Source organism: Rhizobium sullae (assembly GCF_025200715.1).
Taxonomy (GTDB): Bacteria; Pseudomonadota; Alphaproteobacteria; order Rhizobiales; family Rhizobiaceae; genus Rhizobium; species Rhizobium sullae.
This window is the reverse complement of the sequence record NZ_CP104143.1, coordinates 2,062,702-2,081,329: the sequence shown is the minus strand read 5'-3', so window position 1 is coordinate 2,081,329 and position 18,628 is coordinate 2,062,702. Positions and strand designations below refer to the sequence as shown.

At 60.4% G+C, this 18,628-nt stretch carries 16 protein-coding genes; 14 read left to right on the top strand and 2 right to left on the bottom strand.

Translation table 11 applies throughout. From position 1 onward, the window contains the following. Nucleotides 1-132 precede the first annotated feature (132 nt). The 13 genes from N2599_RS10595 to N2599_RS10535 all read left to right on the top strand — a co-directional run bounded on the left by N2599_RS10595 (nucleotide 133) and on the right by N2599_RS10535 (nucleotide 13,718). Complete coding sequence (locus tag N2599_RS10595; protein ID WP_027508540.1) at nucleotides 133-747, top strand: NADH-quinone oxidoreductase subunit J; 615 nt, start codon at nucleotides 133-135, stop codon at nucleotides 745-747. Nucleotides 748-771: 24 nt separating this feature from the next. Beyond that, nucleotides 772-1,080 carry an NADH-quinone oxidoreductase subunit NuoK gene (gene nuoK, locus N2599_RS10590; protein ID WP_027508541.1) on the top strand — a complete coding sequence of 103 codons (309 nt, stop codon included), beginning with the start codon at nucleotides 772-774 and terminating at the stop codon, nucleotides 1,078-1,080. A gap of 7 nt (nucleotides 1,081-1,087) precedes the next feature. Beyond that, nucleotides 1,088-3,088 carry an NADH-quinone oxidoreductase subunit L gene (gene nuoL / locus N2599_RS10585; RefSeq protein WP_027508542.1) on the top strand — a complete coding sequence of 667 codons (2,001 nt, stop codon included), beginning with the start codon at nucleotides 1,088-1,090 and terminating at the stop codon, nucleotides 3,086-3,088. Next, nucleotides 3,088-4,599, top strand: a complete 1,512-nt coding sequence (locus N2599_RS10580) for an NADH-quinone oxidoreductase subunit M (protein WP_027508543.1) — start codon at nucleotides 3,088-3,090, stop codon at nucleotides 4,597-4,599. The genes nuoL and N2599_RS10580 overlap by 1 nt, the downstream gene beginning before the upstream one ends. Before the next feature lie 18 nt (nucleotides 4,600-4,617). Further along, nucleotides 4,618-6,063, top strand: a complete 1,446-nt coding sequence (nuoN, locus tag N2599_RS10575; protein WP_027508544.1) for an NADH-quinone oxidoreductase subunit NuoN — start codon at nucleotides 4,618-4,620, stop codon at nucleotides 6,061-6,063. After that, nucleotides 6,063-6,827: a biotin--[acetyl-CoA-carboxylase] ligase gene (locus N2599_RS10570; protein ID WP_027508545.1), complete on the top strand. Its 765-nt coding sequence runs from the start codon at nucleotides 6,063-6,065 to the stop codon at nucleotides 6,825-6,827. Before nuoN ends, N2599_RS10570 begins: the two co-directional genes overlap by 1 nt. An 8-nt stretch (nucleotides 6,828-6,835) precedes the next feature. Continuing rightward, the gene (locus tag N2599_RS10565) at nucleotides 6,836-8,506 is read left to right on the top strand and encodes a ribonuclease J (RefSeq protein WP_027508546.1); all 1,671 of its coding nucleotides are present in this window, start codon (nucleotides 6,836-6,838) and stop codon (nucleotides 8,504-8,506) included. Nucleotides 8,507-8,509: 3 nt separating this feature from the next. Continuing rightward, nucleotides 8,510-8,914, top strand: coding sequence for a methylmalonyl-CoA epimerase (gene mce / locus N2599_RS10560; RefSeq protein ID WP_027508547.1), 405 nt, complete (start codon nucleotides 8,510-8,512; stop codon nucleotides 8,912-8,914). A 60-nt stretch (nucleotides 8,915-8,974) separates the two neighbouring features. Further along, complete coding sequence (locus tag N2599_RS10555) at nucleotides 8,975-9,385, top strand: hypothetical protein (protein ID WP_156915214.1); 411 nt, start codon at nucleotides 8,975-8,977, stop codon at nucleotides 9,383-9,385. A 118-nt stretch (nucleotides 9,386-9,503) separates the two neighbouring features. Then, nucleotides 9,504-9,779, top strand: a complete 276-nt coding sequence (locus N2599_RS10550) for a DUF1467 family protein (RefSeq protein WP_027508549.1) — start codon at nucleotides 9,504-9,506, stop codon at nucleotides 9,777-9,779. A 592-nt stretch (nucleotides 9,780-10,371) separates the two neighbouring features. After that, entirely contained in the window at nucleotides 10,372-11,694 is a 1,323-nt protein-coding gene (gene proS / locus N2599_RS10545; protein WP_027508550.1) for a proline--tRNA ligase, read from the top strand. Between the two features lie 17 nt (nucleotides 11,695-11,711). Then, complete coding sequence (locus N2599_RS10540) at nucleotides 11,712-13,019, top strand: lipoprotein-releasing ABC transporter permease subunit (protein ID WP_027508551.1); 1,308 nt, start codon at nucleotides 11,712-11,714, stop codon at nucleotides 13,017-13,019. 15 nt (nucleotides 13,020-13,034) lie between these two features. Beyond that, nucleotides 13,035-13,718, top strand: coding sequence for an ABC transporter ATP-binding protein (locus tag N2599_RS10535; protein ID WP_027508552.1), 684 nt, complete (start codon nucleotides 13,035-13,037; stop codon nucleotides 13,716-13,718). Here N2599_RS10535 and N2599_RS10530 read toward each other — a convergent pair whose 3' ends face one another. Beyond that, on the bottom strand, nucleotides 13,719-14,183 hold the full coding sequence (locus N2599_RS10530; protein WP_027508553.1) for a DUF5680 domain-containing protein: 465 nt from the start codon (nucleotides 14,181-14,183) through the stop codon (nucleotides 13,719-13,721). A 70-nt stretch (nucleotides 14,184-14,253) separates the two neighbouring features. Continuing rightward, nucleotides 14,254-14,829 carry a hypothetical protein gene (locus N2599_RS10525; RefSeq protein WP_027508554.1) on the bottom strand — a complete coding sequence of 192 codons (576 nt, stop codon included), beginning with the start codon at nucleotides 14,827-14,829 and terminating at the stop codon, nucleotides 14,254-14,256. A gap of 304 nt (nucleotides 14,830-15,133) precedes the next feature. On the opposite strand from N2599_RS10525, the gene dnaE reads away from it, so the two are divergent. Continuing rightward, entirely contained in the window at nucleotides 15,134-18,619 is a 3,486-nt protein-coding gene (dnaE, locus tag N2599_RS10520) for a DNA polymerase III subunit alpha (RefSeq protein WP_027508555.1), read from the top strand. Nucleotides 18,620-18,628: the final 9 nt, after the last annotated feature.

The window sequence follows — 18,628 nt, the reverse complement described above, 5'->3', positions numbered from 1 at the left end:
GAAATGCCGCGCGGCGGGCACTCGCCTCCCGCGGTCAACATGCACCGGAGCTTTGCTGGCTTGACGTCTTGCGAAGCTTCATCGGGCAGGGAACCTCCCGGCTGCCCGGGGGAAGATGAAAAAGGCACCAACATGGGTCTGCAGGCTCTATTTTTCTATCTTTTCGCCTTTGTCGCGGTAGCGTCGGCGTTCATGGTCATCTCGGCGAAGAATCCGGTTCATTCGGTTCTCTTCCTCATCGTGACCTTCTTCAATGCCGCGGGCCTCTTCCTGCTGCTCGGCGCCGAGTTCCTGGCGATGATCCTGCTCGTTGTCTATGTCGGCGCGGTCGCGGTCCTCTTCCTCTTCGTGGTCATGATGCTCGACATCGACTTCACGGAGCTACGCGCGGGCGTTCTGGAATACGCCCCGATCGGCGGCCTGATCGGTCTGGTTCTTGCGGCCGAACTCATCGTCGTCGTTGGCGGCAGCGTGATCTCTCCGGAAGTGGCAAAGACTGTCGCGATGCCGATCCCGGCCATCACCGAGCGCACCAATACCGCCGCTCTCGGCGACGTGCTCTATACGAATTACATCTACTTCTTCCAAATCGCCGGCCTGATCCTTCTCGTCGCCATGATCGGTGCGATCGTGCTGACGCTGAGGCACCGCACCAACATCAAGCGGCAGAATATTCCGAGGCAGGTTGCCCGCACGCCTGCGACCGCCGTCGAGGTGGTCACGGTCAAGCCGGGGCAGGGCCTCTAAAGGCAGGGATAAGGAACAAAGAACATGGTCATCGGTCTTTCCCACTACCTGACGGTCAGTGCCATCCTCTTCACGATTGGCATTTTCGGCATCTTCCTCAATCGAAAGAACGTCATCATCATACTGATGTCGGTCGAACTTATCCTGCTTTCGGTCAACATCAACATGGTCGCTTTCTCGTCGTTCCTGAACGATATCGTCGGCCAGGTTTTCGCATTATTCATTCTGACGGTTGCTGCGGCTGAAGCGGCGATCGGTCTTGCAATTCTTGTTGTCTTCTACCGCAACCGCGGCTCGATCGCGGTCGAAGACGTCAATATGATGAAGGGCTGAGCGGCTCATGTTCCTCTATAAGGCTATCGTCTTTCTTCCCTTGATCGGCGCGATCATAGCCGGCCTCTTCGGTCGTGCGATCGGCGCCAAGGCATCGGAATACGTCACCTGCGGTCTGATGATCGTCGCTGCCGTCCTGTCCTGGTACGTCTTCGTCACCGTCGGCATGGGCCATCTCGAAGGCGGACCGATCAAGGTCGAGGTTCTGCGCTGGATCCAGTCCGGTGGCATCGATGCTTCCTGGTCGCTGCGTGTCGACACGCTCACCTCCGTCATGCTGATCGTCGTCAATACGGTCTCGACGCTGGTGCACGTCTACTCGATCGGATACATGCATCATGATCCGCATCGCCCGCGCTTCTTCGCCTATCTCTCGCTTTTCACTTTCGCCATGCTGATGCTGGTGACCTCCGATAACCTCGCCCAGATGTTCTTCGGCTGGGAAGGCGTGGGTCTGGCCTCGTATCTGCTCATCGGTTTCTGGTACAAGAAGCCGTCGGCAAACGCGGCCGCCATCAAGGCCTTCGTCGTCAACCGCGTCGGCGACTTCGGCTTCGTGCTTGGTATTGCGGGTATTTTCGTTCTCTTCGGTTCGATCAACCTCGACACGATTTTCGCCAATGCCTCGAGCTTCGCGCCGCAAGAAGGCGCCGAAGCGGCGGGCGATGTCGTCCTCAACCTCTTCGGCATGCAGCTCGACAAGGCGCATGCGCTGACCGGCATTTGCCTGCTGCTCTTCATGGGCGCGATGGGCAAGTCGGCGCAGTTCCTGCTGCACACCTGGCTGCCAGACGCCATGGAAGGCCCGACCCCGGTTTCGGCGCTCATCCATGCCGCAACCATGGTCACCGCCGGCGTCTTCCTCGTCGCCCGCATGTCACCGCTCTTCGAACTGTCGCCCGATGCGCTGGTCTTCGTCACCTCCATCGGTGCGATAACCGCCTTCTTCGCGGCGACCGTCGGTCTCGTGCAGAACGACATCAAGCGCGTCATCGCCTATTCGACCTGCTCGCAGCTCGGCTACATGTTCGTGGCCCTGGGAGTAGGGGCCTACGGCGCGGCGATCTTCCACCTCTTCACGCACGCCTTCTTCAAGGCGTTGCTCTTCCTCGGCGCCGGCTCGGTAATCCATGCCGTCGATGGCGAGCAGGACATGCGCTACATGGGCGGCCTTCGCACCCACATCCCGGTCACCTTCTGGATGATGACGATAGGCACGCTGGCGCTCACCGGCGTTGGCATTCCGTTTACCCCGATCGGCTTCGCGGGCTTCTTCTCGAAGGACGTGATCATTGAAGCGACCTACGCCTCGCATTCGCCGGTCGCAGGCTTTGCCTTCACGCTGCTGGTGATCGCGGCTCTGTTCACGAGCTTCTATTCCTGGCGCCTGGCGTTCCTCACTTTCTTCGGCACCCCGCGTGCTTCCCACGAGGTGATGCACCACGTCCACGAATCGCCGCAGGTCATGCTCGTGCCGCTCTACCTTCTGGCGATTGGCGCGGTTCTCTCGGGTGTCGTGTTCGAAGGCTACTTCTACGGCCACGACTATGCGGAGTTCTGGAAGGGCGCGCTCTTCACCGGTGCCGAGAATGAATTGCTGGAAGAATTCCACCACGTTCCGGCCTGGGTGGCGCTCAGCCCCTTCATCGCGATGCTCCTCGGCTTCGTCACGGCCTGGTACTTGTATATCCAGTCGCCCTCGACGCCCCGTGTTCTGGCGCAGCAGCACCGCGTGCTCTATCAATTCCTGCTCAACAAGTGGTACTTCGACGAGCTCTACGATTTCCTCTTCGTCCGTTCCGCCAAGGCGCTCGGCCGCTTCCTGTGGAAGAAGGGTGATATCGGCGTCATCGACGCTTACGGCCCGAACGGCGTTGCCGCCCGCGTCGTCGACGTCACCAATCGCGTCGTCCGCCTGCAGACCGGTTACCTCTATCACTATGCCTTCGCGATGCTGATCGGCATTGCCGCACTCGTTACCTGGATGATGCTCGGGAGTTCCTTCTGATGACCGATTGGCCCATTCTTTCAACGGTCACCTTCCTGCCGCTCGTCGGCGTGGTGCTTCTGCTGCTGATGAACGAAAACGGCCCGAGCGGCCGGCGCAACGTGCTCAACATCTCGTTGGTCACGACCATCGTCACGTTCATCGTTTCGCTGTTCATCTGGATCGGCTTCGACAATGCGAATCCGGGCTTCCAGATGATCGAGAAGCACGGTTGGCTCGGCACCGGCATCGGCTATCACGTAGGAGTCGACGGCATCTCGATGCTGTTCGTCATCCTAACGACGGTCCTCATGCCCTTCTGCATTCTGGCGAGCTGGCTCTCCATCGAGAAGCGCCTGAAGGAATACATGATCGCCTTCCTCATCCTTGAAGTGATGATGGTCGGCGTCTTCGTATCGCTTGATATCGTGCTTTTCTACGTCTTCTTCGAAGCCGGCCTCATTCCGATGTTCCTCATCATCGGCGTCTGGGGTGGCAAGGACCGCGTTTACGCGAGCTACAAGTTCTTCCTCTATACGCTGCTCGGCTCCGTGCTGATGCTGCTCGCGATCATGGCGATGTACTGGCAGGCCGGCACGACGGATATTTCCGCGCTGCTCGCCTATAAGTTCCCGCCGGCCATGCAGACCTGGCTGTGGCTTGCCTTCTTCGCCTCCTTTGCCGTCAAGATGCCGATGTGGCCGGTTCACACCTGGCTGCCGGATGCGCACGTCCAGGCGCCGACGGCTGGTTCCGTCATCCTGGCAGGCGTGCTGCTGAAGCTCGGCGGCTACGGGCTCATCCGTTTCTCGCTCGGCATGTTCCCGGTCGCGTCCGATTTCTTTGCGCCGCTGGTCTTCGCCCTGTCGGTCATTGCCATCATCTATACCTCGCTCGTCGCGATGATGCAGGACGATATCAAGAAGCTGATCGCCTATTCCTCGGTGGCCCACATGGGCTACGTCACCATGGGCGTCTTCGCGGCGAACATGCAGGGCGTGCAAGGCTCCATCTTCCAGATGCTGTCGCACGGCATCGTCTCCGGCGCGCTCTTCCTCTGCGTCGGCGTCATCTATGACCGCACCCATACCCGCGAGATCGTGGCCTATGGCGGGCTGGTCAACAACATGCCGAAATATGCCGTGGCCCTCATGGTCTTCACCATGGCGAATGTCGGCCTTCCGGGCACCTCGGGCTTCATCGGCGAATTCCTGACGCTGATCGGCGTCTTCCGCGTCAATACGTGGGTAGCGCTCTTCGCTGCAACCGGCGTGATCCTATCGGCGGCCTACGCTCTCTGGCTCTATCGCCGCGTGATCTTCGGCGCGCTGGAGAAGGAAAAGCTGAAGGCGCTTCTCGATCTTTCGCCGCGTGAGCAGATGATCCTCTATCCGCTGGTGGCGCTGACGATCTTCTTCGGCGTCTATCCAGCCCCGGTCTTCGATGCGACCGCCGCTTCCGTGGACCTGCTGGTGAACAACTATACGGCCGCTGTAAACGCCGCGCACGACGTTGCGCTGTCGATGAAATGATGACGGGACTTTTTGCACATGACTGCTGAAACCATTCTCGCAAGCCTGTATCTTTCCGCGCCGGAGATCATCCTCGCGGTCGGCGCCCTTGTCCTGCTCATGATCGGCGTCTTTGCGGGCGAGCGGTCGGGCCGCATGGTGAGCGTTCTAGCGCTGATCCTGTTTGCGGCTTCGGCGCTGTGGCTGATCTTCGTGCCCGGCGATGGCCTTGCTTATGGCGACGTCTACCAGGCAGACGGCTTCTCCCGCTTCATGAAGATCACCGCGCTCGTCGGCTCCTTCGCGGCGCTCTTCATGTCGATCGGCCTTGCCAGGGAAAACCAGCTCGACAAGTTCGAGTTCCCGGTCCTGCTCGTGCTCTGCACGCTCGGCATCATGCTGATGATCTCGGCAAACGACCTGATCGCCCTCTATCTCGGCCTCGAGTTGCAGTCGCTGGCGATCTACGTCGTGGCGGCGATCAACCGGGAAAACCTGAAGTCCACGGAAGCGGGTCTCAAGTACTTCGTTCTAGGCGCGCTTTCCTCGGGCTTGCTGCTCTACGGCATGTCGCTGGTCTACGGCTTCACCGGCCACACGCATTTCGCCGATATCGCCCAGGCGCTGTCCGCTGAAGGCGCCCGCTCGCTCGGCCTGGTCTTCGGTCTGGTCTTCATCCTCGCAGGCATCGCCTTCAAGATCTCGGCCGTTCCCTTCCACATGTGGACGCCGGACGTCTACGAAGGTGCGCCGACCCCGGTCACCGCCTTTCTGGCTAGCGCGCCGAAGGTTGCCGCCATGGCCATGATGACGCGTATCGTCATCACTGCCTTCCAGCCGGTCGCTGCCGACTGGCAGCAGGTCGTGGTCTTCATCTCGATCGCTTCGATGCTGCTCGGCGCCTTCGCCGCCATCGGTCAGCGGAACATCAAGCGGCTGATGGCCTATTCCTCGATCGGTCACATGGGCTACGCGCTCGTCGGCCTTGCCGCCGGCAACCAGACGGGTGTGACTGGCGTCATGCTTTACATGGTCATCTACATGGTCATGACGCTCGGCTCGTTTGCGATCATCATGTCGATGCGCCGCAAGGACGGCACGATCGTCGAAGCCGTCGACGATCTGGCAGGTCTTTCCAGCACGAACCCCTTCATGGCGACGGTGCTGACGATCCTGATGTTCTCGCTCGCCGGCATTCCGCCGCTTGCAGGCTTCTTCGCGAAGTATTTCGTCTTCGTCGCCGCCATCGAAGCCAAGCTCTATGCCCTCGCCATCATCGGCGTTCTCGCATCGGTCGTCGGCGCCTACTATTATCTGCGTGTCATCAAGCTGATGTGGTTCGATGAGGCGACGGATGAGTTTGCCCGCGTTTCCGGTCCGCTTCGCCTCGTCTTCGGCCTTTCCGGGCTGTTCGTTCTTGCCTATGTCGTCATCGGCGGGCCGATCGGCGGGGCGGCCGAACTCGCGGCTGCGACGCTCTTTTGATGATGTCTCCCGCGCGGCGCCGGATATCGCTCGGCGATTTCCGGCACGAGGCGCTGTCGGAGACATCATCCACCAACAGCGAATGCCTTGCCCGCGCCAGGGCAGGGGACGGCGGTTTCCTGTGGGTGACCGCGCAGAAGCAGACGAGCGGCCGTGGCCGCCGCGGCCGCACCTGGGCTTCGGAACGCGGCAATCTTTACGCCTCCCTTCTCTTGATCGATCCGGCGCCGATGGAGCGTCTTTCGTCGCTCCCGCTGGCGATCGCCGTTGCCGTGCATCGAGCGATCCGCATGGTTCTGCCGCCCGGCGCTGCACCGCTTGAGGTGAAATGGCCGAATGATATCCTGATCGGGCGCAGGAAGACCTGCGGGATCCTCGTCGAAGGTGAAAAGCTTGCGGATGGGCGCTATGCGCTGGTGATCGGCATCGGCATCAACGTTTCGGTCATGCCCGACAATTCGCTCTACCCGGTGACTTGCCTGCGCCAAGAGGGAAGTACCGCCGCCCCCGAGGAACTTTTCGCCCATCTCTTCGCTTCGATGGCCGAGGTGCTCGATATCTGGAACGAGGGGCGCGGCGTTCGCGAGATCGCCGCCCGCTGGCGAGATGTGGCCTGCGGCATCGGCGAAAAGATCACGGTCAACCTGCCGGACCGCTCGATTTCCGGACAATTCGCCGGGATTGATGATAATGGCGTGTTGATGCTCGAAACCGGCGCGGGCAATATGATGCGGATTGCCGCCGGGGATGTATTTTTTGGATAGTGGAGCTTATGGCTAAGCAGGACGAACTGGTATTTCTGCCCTTGGGCGGTGTCGGCGAGATCGGCATGAATCTCGCGCTGTACGGTTACGGCCCGGCGGGAAACCGCCAGTGGATCATGGTCGATTGCGGCGTCACCTTCCCCGGTCCGGATCTCCCGGGCGTCGATCTGGTGCTGCCCGACATTCGCTTTCTCGCCGCCGAGCGCAAGAACCTCAAGGCGATCATCATCACGCATGCGCATGAGGATCACTACGGTGCGTTGGCCGATCTCTGGCCGGGCCTGAATGTTCCCGTCTACGGCTCGCCTTTCACCGCGGGCCTGCTCGAGGCTAAGCGCAATTTCGAGAAGGATGCGATCGGCGAAGTGCCCGTGACGATGTTCAAGGCGGGCGATACGATCAATGCCGGTCCCTTCAGCATCGAAGGCGTGGCCGTCAATCACTCGATTCCAGAGCCGATGTCGCTGATGATCCGCACGCCGCTGGGCAATGTGATCCACACCGGCGACTGGAAGATCGATCACGAACCGTCGCTCGGGCCGCTGACCGACGAGACCCGCTTCCGCCAGCTCGGCGACGAAGGCGTGCTGGCACTGATGTGCGATTCCACCAACGCGCTGCGCGACGGCGTCTCGCCGTCCGAAAGGGACGTTTCGGAAAGCCTGAGCAGGATCATCGAGAATGCCGAAGGTCGGGTGGCAATCACCAGCTTCTCGTCGAACGTCGGCCGTATCCGCACTATTGCTGAGGCCGCCGAAGCCGCGGGCCGTGAGGTGTTGCTGCTCGGAAGCTCGCTGAAGCGCGTCGTCGACGTTTCGCGTGATGTTGGCCTGATGGAAGGCGTAAAGCCCTTCATCTCCGAGGACGAATACGGCTACATTCCGCGCGACAAGGTTGTGGTCATCCTGACCGGCAGCCAGGGCGAGCCGCGCGCCGCGCTTGCCAAGCTGTCGCGCGACGAGATGCGCAACGTGGCGCTTGCCGCCGGCGATATCGTCGTCTTCTCCTCCCGCGCCATTCCCGGCAACGAGAAGGCGATCCAGGATATCAAGAACGGCCTGACGGAGCAGGGCGTGCACGTCATCACCGACAACGAAGCCCTCGTTCACGTCTCCGGCCATCCGCGCCGCAACGAGCTGCAGAAAATGTACGAGCTGACGCGTCCGAAGATTGTCGTGCCCGTGCACGGCGAGGCGATACATCTGTCGGCCCATAAGGAGCTGGCGGAACAATCCGGCATCGGCATCGTTCCGCGCGTGCGCAACGGCGACATCCTGCGGCTTGCGCCCGGTCCGGTCGAAGTCATCGATGAGGCGCCGCACGGGCGTATCTACAAGGACGGCTCGCTGATCGGCGATTTCGATGAGATGGGCATCGGCGATCGCAAGAAGCTTTCCTATGTCGGCCACGTCGCGGTCAACGTCGTGATCGACAGCCGCTACGACATCGTTGGCGATCCTGATCTCGTCGCGATCGGCCTGCCGGACTACGACGACGAGGGCGACGAAATGGAAGACACACTCTTCGACGCTGTCGTCGGCGCCATAGAAAGCATCCCGCGTGCCCGCCGCAAGGACCTCGACATGATGCAGGAAGCGGTGCGCCGCGCAGTCCGTGCCGCGGCAAACCAGACCTGGGGCAAGAAGCCGATCGTAACCGCGTTCATCACAAAGGTCTGATCGATGCTCGGCCGCGTCAACCATATAGCCATCGCCGTTCCCGACCTTGCCGCAGCAACGGCAAGCTACCGCGATACCTTGGGCGCCAGGGTCTCGCAGCCGCAAGTTTTGCCTGAACACGGCGTCACCGTCGTCTTCGTGGAACTGCCGAACACGAAGGTGGAGCTGCTGGAGCCGCTCGGCGAATATTCGCCGATCGCCGCCTTCCTCGAAAAAAATCCTTCTGGCGGCATGCACCACATCTGCTACGAGGTTTCGGACATCATTGCCGCGCGCGAGCAACTTGTGAAATCAGGGGCAAGGATGCTCGGCAGCGGCGAACCTCAGACTGGTGCCCATGGAAAGCCCGTGCTCTTCCTGCATCCGAAGGACTTCTTCGGCACGCTGATCGAGTTGGAACAGATTTGAGGCGAATTCTCTAAGAATCCACCACTCTTGGTTGCTTTCAGTGCTTGGTGCTGTCCGTTCATGAAGAACAGAGGGATCGACATGCGAGGTTCAGCAGCCATTTTGCTTGCTATGTTGCTTGTGGTTTGGAGCCCCACCTTTTCGGCGGCGAAAGAAAGACTGCCCCCAGTTCAGGAGAAGGGCACACGGCAGTTGGAATGTGCGGCCTTATACCGGCTGCTGGTCGAGATTTATCCCGCCAATTGGCAGACGATACGACGCGAAAGCATGAATGACCGCTATGTACTCTTGCGAAGCGTTGGCCGCCGTAACCTGCAGCGCGCCGGCAATGCGGCGACGGACGCAGACAGACTTATGAAGGCCAGCATCACCCAATACATTAAGCTTGCCGAAAATAATGAAGCACGGCGGCTGACGGATAGGCTCCCAGCATGCAAAGAGCTTTATGACCGGGCGCTGCATGAAGATTGATGCTGCGGCAGAGCGAACCGACTGCGCAAGGCGGCCGGACACCATTTGAGCTATCCGCCATTTCGCTCTATAAGCGCGTCTGTTGCAATGTTTGCAACGGCGTCTTAGGACACAGGAAATGCTGCAGGTTTTTCTACAGGGCTTTGCCGTCTATTTCATCGTCTGGTGGATCACGCTTTTTGCCGTGCTGCCGATCGGCCTGCGCACGCAGGCGGAGGACAATGACGTGGTTCTCGGCACTGTACCGAGCGCGCCGACGCGTTTTCGGGCGCTCTTCACCTTCTCGCTGACGACCATCGTTTCCGCGGTCATCTACGGCGCCTGGTATATCTCCTCGACCTATTTCGGCTGGGGTTTTGACGCTCTCCCGCAGATAGGCCCAAGCTTCCGGTGAGGCGGAGCTTTTGCTCAAACTTTGGGCATGTGTAACTCCGAGGGCTTCGGAGCTGTCATGCACGTGTCATGGAATTGCTGCATGGAACTCACGCTACGGCATGAGAAACGTGCCGTGAGGGAATGAAGACGGTTTTTCTGCGAACGAGCAGGTCGAAAAACCAAAAAAAAACAAGGCTGAAAGCCTTGTTTTAAGTATCGCGTGATCTGTAACCGTTGCCGGGGCTGCGACGAGCGCGCCTAAGATCTGATCCTCCCAAGACTTGACCGCGAATTCGACAGGAATTTAATCTCCCTGCCTGTTTTGTGAGCTAAAGCTAGCTCAAAGAATAAGCTTTGTCACCAGCTTTTTTTGCATTTTTGCTACACTTCAGAAAAAAATTCCTGTTGACAACATTTTGATGCAAACCTTTAGAAACGCCCGCTTTTCTTTGCATTGGCATTTTTCGGCCGCAAACTTGCGTCTACGATAGGCTGCTCGCGCGTCACGCGGGTTTCTTTCCGGCCGCGAAGCGGTTATGAACGCACCCGATATCAACGATTGCTGTCGATTCCGCATGAGATGCGGAATCCCAACTGCTCTGGAATCCGTCATGCGACTGTCCCGCTATTTCATGCCTATCCTCAAGGAAAACCCCAAGGAGGCGGAAATCGTCTCCCACCGGCTGATGCTGCGCGCCGGCATGATCCGCCAGCAATCGCAGGGCATTTATTCCTGGCTGCCGCTAGGCAAGCGCGTTCTCGACAAGGTGAACACCATTATCCGCGAGGAGCAGAACCGCAGCGGCGCAATCGAGCTTTCCATGCCGACGCTGCAGTCCGCCGAGCTCTGGCAGGAGAGCGGGCGCTACGACGCCTACGGCAAGGAGATGTTGCGCATCAAGGACCGCCAGGACCGGCCGATGCTCTATGGACCGACGAATGAGGAGATGGTGACGGATATCTTCCGTTCCTACGTCAAGTCCTACAAGAACCTGCCGCTGAACCTCTATCACATCCAGCTGAAGTTCCGCGACGAGATCCGTCCGCGTTTCGGCACCATGCGCTCGCGCGAGTTCATGATGAAGGACGCCTATTCCTTCGACCTGACGCGCGAAGGCGCCGAGCACTCCTATAAGAAAATGTTCGCGGCCTATCTGCGCACCTTCGACCGCCTGGGCCTGCGCGCCATTCCGATGCGCGCCGACACCGGTCCCATCGGTGGCGATCTCAGCCACGAATTCATCATTCTCGCGGAAACCGGCGAATCCGAAGTTTATAGCCACAAGGATTTCGTCAATTTCGATATCCCGCCGGCCGACACCGACTTCGACGATGTCGCCGGCCTGAATGCGATTTTCGACAAGTGGACCTCTGTTTATGCGGCCACCTCGGAGATGCACGACGAAGCTGCGTTCAACGCCCTTCCGGAAGGCGAGCGTCTTTCCGCCCGCGGCATCGAGGTCGGCCACATCTTTTATTTCGGCACCAAATACTCCGAGCCAATGGGCGCTAAGGTGCAGGGTCCGGACGGCAAGGAACACACCGTCCACATGGGTTCCTACGGTATCGGGCCGACCCGCCTTGTTCCCGCCATCATCGAAGCATCGCATGACGACAACGGAATCATCTGGCCGGCTTCTGTTGCGCCGTTCGATGCGATCGTAATCAACATGAAGGCGGGCGATGCCGCCTGCGACGGTGTCTGCGATAAAATCTACGCGGCACTTTCGAAGGCCGGCAAGGACGTCCTCTATGACGACACCGATGATCGCGCCGGAACGAAGTTCGCCACCGCTGACCTGATCGGCATACCCGTGCAGGTCATCGCCGGCCCGCGCGCGGTCGCAAACGGCGAAGTGGAACTCAAGGACCGCAAGACCGGTGCCCGCGAAACGATGACGATCGACGCGGCGATCAACAAGCTCTTGGCGTAAGGCCGAACGGAGGCGAAATGGCAGATGCGGCGGTGGACCAGCGGGGTTCGAAATCCGGCCTCGGTCCGGCGGGCAGGCCATTTTCCGCCTTCGAACGCCTCGTGGCGTGGCGCTATCTGCGCGCTCGCCGCAAGGAGGCCTTCATCTCGGTCATCGCGGGCTTTTCCTTCGTCGGCATTATGCTGGGCGTCGCAACGCTGATCATCGTCATGGCGGTCATGAACGGTTTCCGAACCGAGCTGATCTCGCGCATTCTCGGCATCAACGGTCATATGATCGTCCAGCCGGTGGACGGGCCTTTCAATGATTATGCGGCATTGACCGACAAGTTCGCGGCGGTGCCCGGCATCAGGATGGCGCTGCCGCTGGTCGAAGGTCAGACGCTGGCCTCCGGCCAGGCGGGTGCCGGGACCGGCGCCCTGGTGCGTGGCATCCGCGCTGAAGATCTCACCAAGCTCAAGACGGTTTCCGACAACATCAAGTCCGGAGACCTCGTCGGTTTCGCTTCGGGGCAGGGCGTTCTCGTCGGCTCGCGCATGGCGGAGCAACTCGGCCTGCAGGCAGGCGATACCATCACGCTGATTTCCCCCGAAGGCGACGTGACGCCGATGGGCATCAATCCGCGGGTCAAATCCTACACCGTCTCCGGTATCTTCGAGATCGGCATGTCGGAATATGATGCGGCGATCATCTATATGCCGCTCGAAGAGGCGCAGCTCTATTTCAATGCCGAGGGCCTCGTTCAGTCGATCGAGCTCTTCGCCAACAATCCCGACGACATCGACAATCTCCGCCCCAGGGTGGAGGAAGCGGCCGGCCGCCAGATCGGCATCACCGATTGGCGCCAGCGCAACCAGACCTTCTTTTCCGCTCTGCAGGTGGAGCGCAACGTGATGTTCATGATCCTGACGCTGATCGTGCTCGTTGCGGCGCTAAACATCATCTCCGGCCTGATCATGCTGGTGAAGGACAAGGGCAGCGACATCGCGATCCTGCGCACTATGGGTGCGACGTCCGGCGCCATCATGCGCATCTTCTTCATGACCGGTGCTGCGATCGGCATCGTCGGCACCATTGCCGGCGTGCTGCTCGGCGTCGTCGTCTGCATCAATATCGAGTCGATCCGCCAGTTCTTCTCCTGGATTACGGGCACTGTGCTCTTCAATCCGCAGCTCTATTTCCTGAGCCAGTTGCCAGCCGAGATGAGCATTGGCGAGACGGTCTCTGTCGTTGTCATGGCGCTGTCGCTCTCCTTTCTCGCGACCATTTTCCCAGCTTGGCGGGCCTCGAAGCTCGATCCGGTGCAGGCGCTCCGCTACGAATAAGGAATGCTGATTTCAATGAAACGGAATGTCGTTCTCAAGCTTTCGGGCGTCGAGCGTCACTATGGCCAGGGCGATACCGTGCTCACCATTCTGAAGGGGGCCGATTTTGTTCTCCACAGCGGCGAGATCGTCGCGCTGGTCGCTCCGTCGGGCACAGGCAAATCGACGTTGCTGCATGTCGCCGGCCTGCTGGAGCATCCGGACGGCGGCGAAGTCGCCGTCAATGGTCAAGCCTGCGAAGGGCTGAACGACGAGAAGCGCACGGCAATCCGCCGCAGCGAGATCGGCTTCGTCTACCAGTTCCACCATCTCCTGCCGGAGTTCTCGGCGCTCGAAAACATCATGATGCCGCAGTTGATCGCCGGTTTGCCGCGCAAGGAGGCGGCCGAGCGCGCTAAGCAGTTGCTCGACTATATGCGCATCGGCCATCGCGCCAATCATCGTCCCGGCGAGCTGTCGGGCGGCGAGCAGCAGCGGGTCGCGATTGCGCGCGCCGTTGCCAATGCGCCGACCGTGTTTCTCGCCGATGAGCCGACCGGAAACCTTGATCCGGAAACCGCGCATTACGTGTTTGACGCGCTGGAGGCGCTGGTGCGCCAGTCCGGTCTCGCAGCGCTGATCGCCACCCACAACCACGAACTCGCCGGCCGCATGGACCGCCGCGTGACCATCAGCGACGGCAAGATCGTCGAATTCTGATTAGGGGCGGATGAGGCCGCCGCGATAGTCCAGCTCGTAGGCTCTCCGCTCCTCGACGATGATCATTTCCCGCCCGCTGAAGTGGTCGCAATCGCCGGTGCTGTCGTCGGCGTAGAAGCCGAAGGCATGTTCAAATTCCATGCCGCCCAGAAAGCGCTGGTGCTCGGCATACATCGTCGAAAGCGCAGCCTTGATCACCACGCCTGCCTTCTGCCCATCGATCAGCGACGGCTCGACGATGCGGCCGAAATAATTCATCACCCAGATAGGCTCGCCGCTCAGCCACACGACTTCCTGTCCGGCGAAATCCGTTCCGCCAAAGTAGCTGTCGAGATAGCGCCAATCTCCGCGCTCGTAGCCGATGTCGTGCGACCCGGCGCGGCAGGCGCCTAACGTTTTCCCGCCGCCGACATAGGTATTTGCCTTCGCTTCGACGATAAAGCTGTTCAATGCTGCAAGATTCATAGCGCTCGGCCCCCGCGCCGAACCTCTCCGAAAAACGTATGCCTGTAAAGAACAAAATGAGAACTCGTCACTACTGGCCGCAGATCGATTGACCGGTCTCGTCGCTCCATTGCTCGATCGCGATGACGCGCGGCACGGTCTTCACGTCCTTTCCGTCCTTCTGCAACTTGCCAGTCAGCGCATTGTAGTCGCAGGAACCGCCGGCATTGGCGAGCGTGTCGTAGTGATTATAGGTGTAACCGGCTACCACGAACTGCTTGTTACGATAGGCGAGCGTCAGCGTCTGGTCCCAGCGCTCGCGGCCGATCGCGCTGTTCTGGGAACGGACGGCAATGGAGGTCTTCCCGGCCGCCTTGATCGACGGTTCCTGACCGAGGACGCCGTCTGCATCCGTGCTGCCCCAGATTTTGTCGGGCGCTCTCGCCGAAAGCCTGAGCAGCTCGTGATCGGCGTCGCGCAAATAGATATAGATGCCGATCTGCTCGTCGCTTGCAGCTTCGGCCGGTCCGGCGAGGATTGCGAGATCCGGCTTGCCGTCGCCGTTCCAGTCTCCGGTCGCGGCATCGACGATATGGCCAGCGTCTATGTCCGCAGCCGATGTCGCCGTTGCAGCGAGAATGGCGATGAATGCGATGGCGGTCCTCATGATTCTCCTCCGGTTCGGCCGTTAACTATGCGGAAAAGATCCCTGTTGACAACAGAACAATAGCGGAACAAATTGGAAACATAACGAGTAAGGAGAGCAAGATGACTGACATGATCCGTGATATCGCAGCATTCACCTCCATCGCAATGTTTGTTGCCAGCTTCTCACTGATTCTCATGGCAATGTAATTTTTCAGGGGACCGCATCGCTTCATGTGGTCCGCGCAAGGGACCGCTTCTGGACATCGCCGTCATCAACACCGACAATGCAAATCGATTCATTCGGGCGATTGGAAGGGTATAAGATGGCGGATGCGGAGAGCGGCTTTGTCAGCGGGACTCCGGGTTTCGTGCATCTGCGCGTCCACTCGGCCTATTCGCTGCTTGAAGGCGCGCTGCCGCTGAAGAAGATTCTCTACAAGGCATCGGGCGACAGCCAGCCGGCGATCGCCATCACCGACACCAACAACCTGTTCGTCGCTCTCGAGTTTTCGCAGAAAGCGATGGAAGAGGGGCTGCAGCCGATCATCGGCTGCCAGCTGTCGATCGACATGGAAGACGGTCTGGAGACCGAAAGGCGCGGCGGCCACCAGGCGCTGGCCAAGCTACCGGCGATCGTCGTGCTTGCCTCGACCGCGGCAGGTTACGAGCGCCTGGTTGATATCGTCAGCCGCGCCTATCTCGGCGGCGGCGACGATCAGGCGGTCCATATCCGCGCCTCCTGGCTGGAGGAGGCGGGAACGGAGGGCCTGATCGCGCTGACGGGAGCGCTTGGCGGTCCCGTCGATGTGGCACTGAAGCAGGGGCATGCCGCACAAGCGGAAAACCGGCTGCTCGCCATGAAGCGCCTTTTCCCTGGCAGGCTCTATGTCGAATTGCAGCGCCATGGAACCTACGACAAGCGTCATGAGCAGAGGGTCGTGGGGCTTGCCTACGAGCACGATCTGCCGCTGGTGGCGACCAACGAGGCATTCTTCCCGGCACGCGACGACTACGATGCCCATGACGCGTTGATGGCCGTTGCCCATAACGCCATCGTGTCGGACGACAGCCGCTTCCGCCTGACACCGGACCATTATCTGAAGAGTCGCGCCGAAATGGCGAAGCTCTTTGCCGATCTGCCGGAGGCGCTGCAAAACACGGTCGAGATCGCCCGGCGCTGCTCCTTCGTGCTGAAGACCCGCAAGCCGATTCTGCCGCGCTTTACCGGCGCCACCGACGATCCGGAGGAGGCGGACCGCGCCGAATCGCTCGAGCTCCGCCGGCAGGCCGAGGAGGGGCTCGACATGCGCCTCGCCACCCTCGGCATGTCGCCCGGTTATGAGGAGAAGGATTACCGCGAACGGCTGGAATTCGAACTCAGCGTCATCGAGCGCATGAAGTTCCCCGGCTACTTCCTGATCGTTGCGGACTTCATCAAATGGGCGAAGCAGCATAGTATCCCGGTCGGTCCCGGCCGCGGCTCGGGCGCGGGCTCGCTCGTCGCCTATGCGCTGACGATCACCGACGTCGATCCGCTGCGCTTCTCGCTGCTTTTCGAACGCTTCCTCAATCCGGAACGCGTCTCGATGCCCGACTTCGATATCGACTTCTGCCAGGACCGCCGCGAAGAGGTGATCCGCTACGTCCAGCAGAAATACGGTCGCGCGCAGGTGGCGCAGATCATCACCTTCGGTTCGCTGCAGGCGCGGGCCGCCCTTCGCGATGTCGGCCGCGTGCTGGAAATGCCCTATGGCCAGGTCGACAAGATCTGTAAGCTAGTGCCGAACAACCCGGCCAATCCGACGCCGCTTTCCAAGGCGATCGAAGAGGAGCCTAAGCTCCAGGAGGAAGCGGCAAAGGAGCCCGTGGTGGCGCGCCTGCTCGATATCGCCCAGAAGATCGAGGGCCTTTACCGCCATGCCTCGACGCATGCCGCCGGCATCGTCATTGGCGACCGGCCGCTCTCGAAGCTGGTCCCGATGTATCGCGACCCCCGCTCGGATATGCCGGTTACCCAGTTCAATATGAAATGGGTCGAGCAGGCCGGCCTCGTCAAGTTCGACTTCCTCGGCCTGAAAACGCTGACTGTGCTGAAGGTCGCCGTTGATTTCGTCGCCAAGCGCGGCATCAACATCGACCTCGCTGCAATCCCGCTCAACGACAAGAAAACCTACGAGATGCTTTCGCGCGGCGAAACGGTCGGCGTGTTCCAGGTGGAAAGTGCCGGCATGCGCAAGGCGCTGATCGGCATGAAGCCGGACTGCATCGAGGATATCATCGCCCTCGTCGCCCTCTATCGCCCGGGCCCGATGGAAAACATCCCGACTTACAATGCCCGCAAGCATGGCGAGGAAGAGCTCGAGTCGATCCATCCGATGATCGACCATCTGCTCAAGGAAACGCAGGGCGTCATCGTCTATCAGGAACAGGTGATGCAGATCGCCCAGGTCCTGTCCGGCTATTCGCTTGGCGAAGCCGATCTCTTGCGCCGCGCCATGGGCAAGAAGATCAAGGCGGAAATGGACCAGCAGCGCGAACGCTTCGTCGACGGCGCCATCCGCAACGGCGTTTCGAAACCGCAGGCCGATAACATCTTCGAACTGCTGGCGAAGTTCGCGAATTACGGCTTCAACAAGTCGCACGCAGCAGCTTATGCCATCGTCTCCTATCAGACGGCCTATATGAAGGCGCATTATCCGGTCGAGTTCCTCGCCGCGTCGATGACGCTCGACATGTCGAACACGGATAAGGTCAATGATTTCCGGCAGGATGCCAAGCGCCTAGGCATCGAGGTCATTGCGCCTTCGGTTCAAAGCTCATTCCGCCAATTTGAAACGGGCGACAACCGCATTTATTATGCACTGGCGGCGCTGAAGGGCGTCGGCGAAAATGCCGTCGATCACATTGTCGAGGTGCGCGGCGACAAGCCTTTTACCAGTATCGAGGATTTCTGCCTGCGTATCGATCCGCGCCAGGTCAACCGTCGCGTGCTGGAAAGCCTGATCTATGCCGGCGCCTTCGATTGCTTCGGCCAGGATCGCGCCCAGCTCGCCGCCGGCCTTGATCGAATTCTGGGTTATGCCCAGCGCGCGCAGGAAAACAAGCTGAGCGGCCAGTCGGATATCTTCGGCGGCGCGCTGTCGTCCGGTCCGGAGAAGATCGCGCTGCCGCCGTTTTCGCCCTGGCTCGCCTCCGAGCAGCTGCTCAAGGAGTTCCAGGTGCTCGGCTTCTACCTGACGGCGCACCCGCTCGACAGCTACAACAACATCCTGCAGAAGATGCGGGTCCAGACCTTTGCGGAGTTCTCCGCCGCAGTGAAGCAGGGAGCAACCAATGCCCGCCTTGCCGGAACTGTGATTTCGAAGCAGGAGCGCAAGACCCGCACCGGCAACAAGATGGGGATCATCGTCTTTTCGGATTCGTCCGGACAGTTCGAAGCCGTGCTGTTCTCCGAAATGCTGAACCAGTACCGCGATGTGCTGGAGGCCGGGAAATCCTTCGTGCTCACCGCCACCGGCGAAGAGCGTCCGGAAGGCGTAGGGCTGCGCTTGCAGACGATCCAGTCGCTCGAGGAGAAATCGCTGCAGATGCAGAAGGCGCTGCGCGTTTATGTTCGCGATTCCGGCCCGCTGCGCGCCGTTGCAGCACATCTGAACGCCAAGGGCGACGGCCTCGTCTCCTTCATCGTCATCAAGGAGGACGGCAAGCGCGAGGTCGAGGTGGAGCTGCCGCAGAAATACCGCATCACGCCGGAAATCGCCGCCGCCTTGCGCGCCGCCCCCGGCATTGTCGATGTCGAGCTTGTCTAGGTCGTGAAC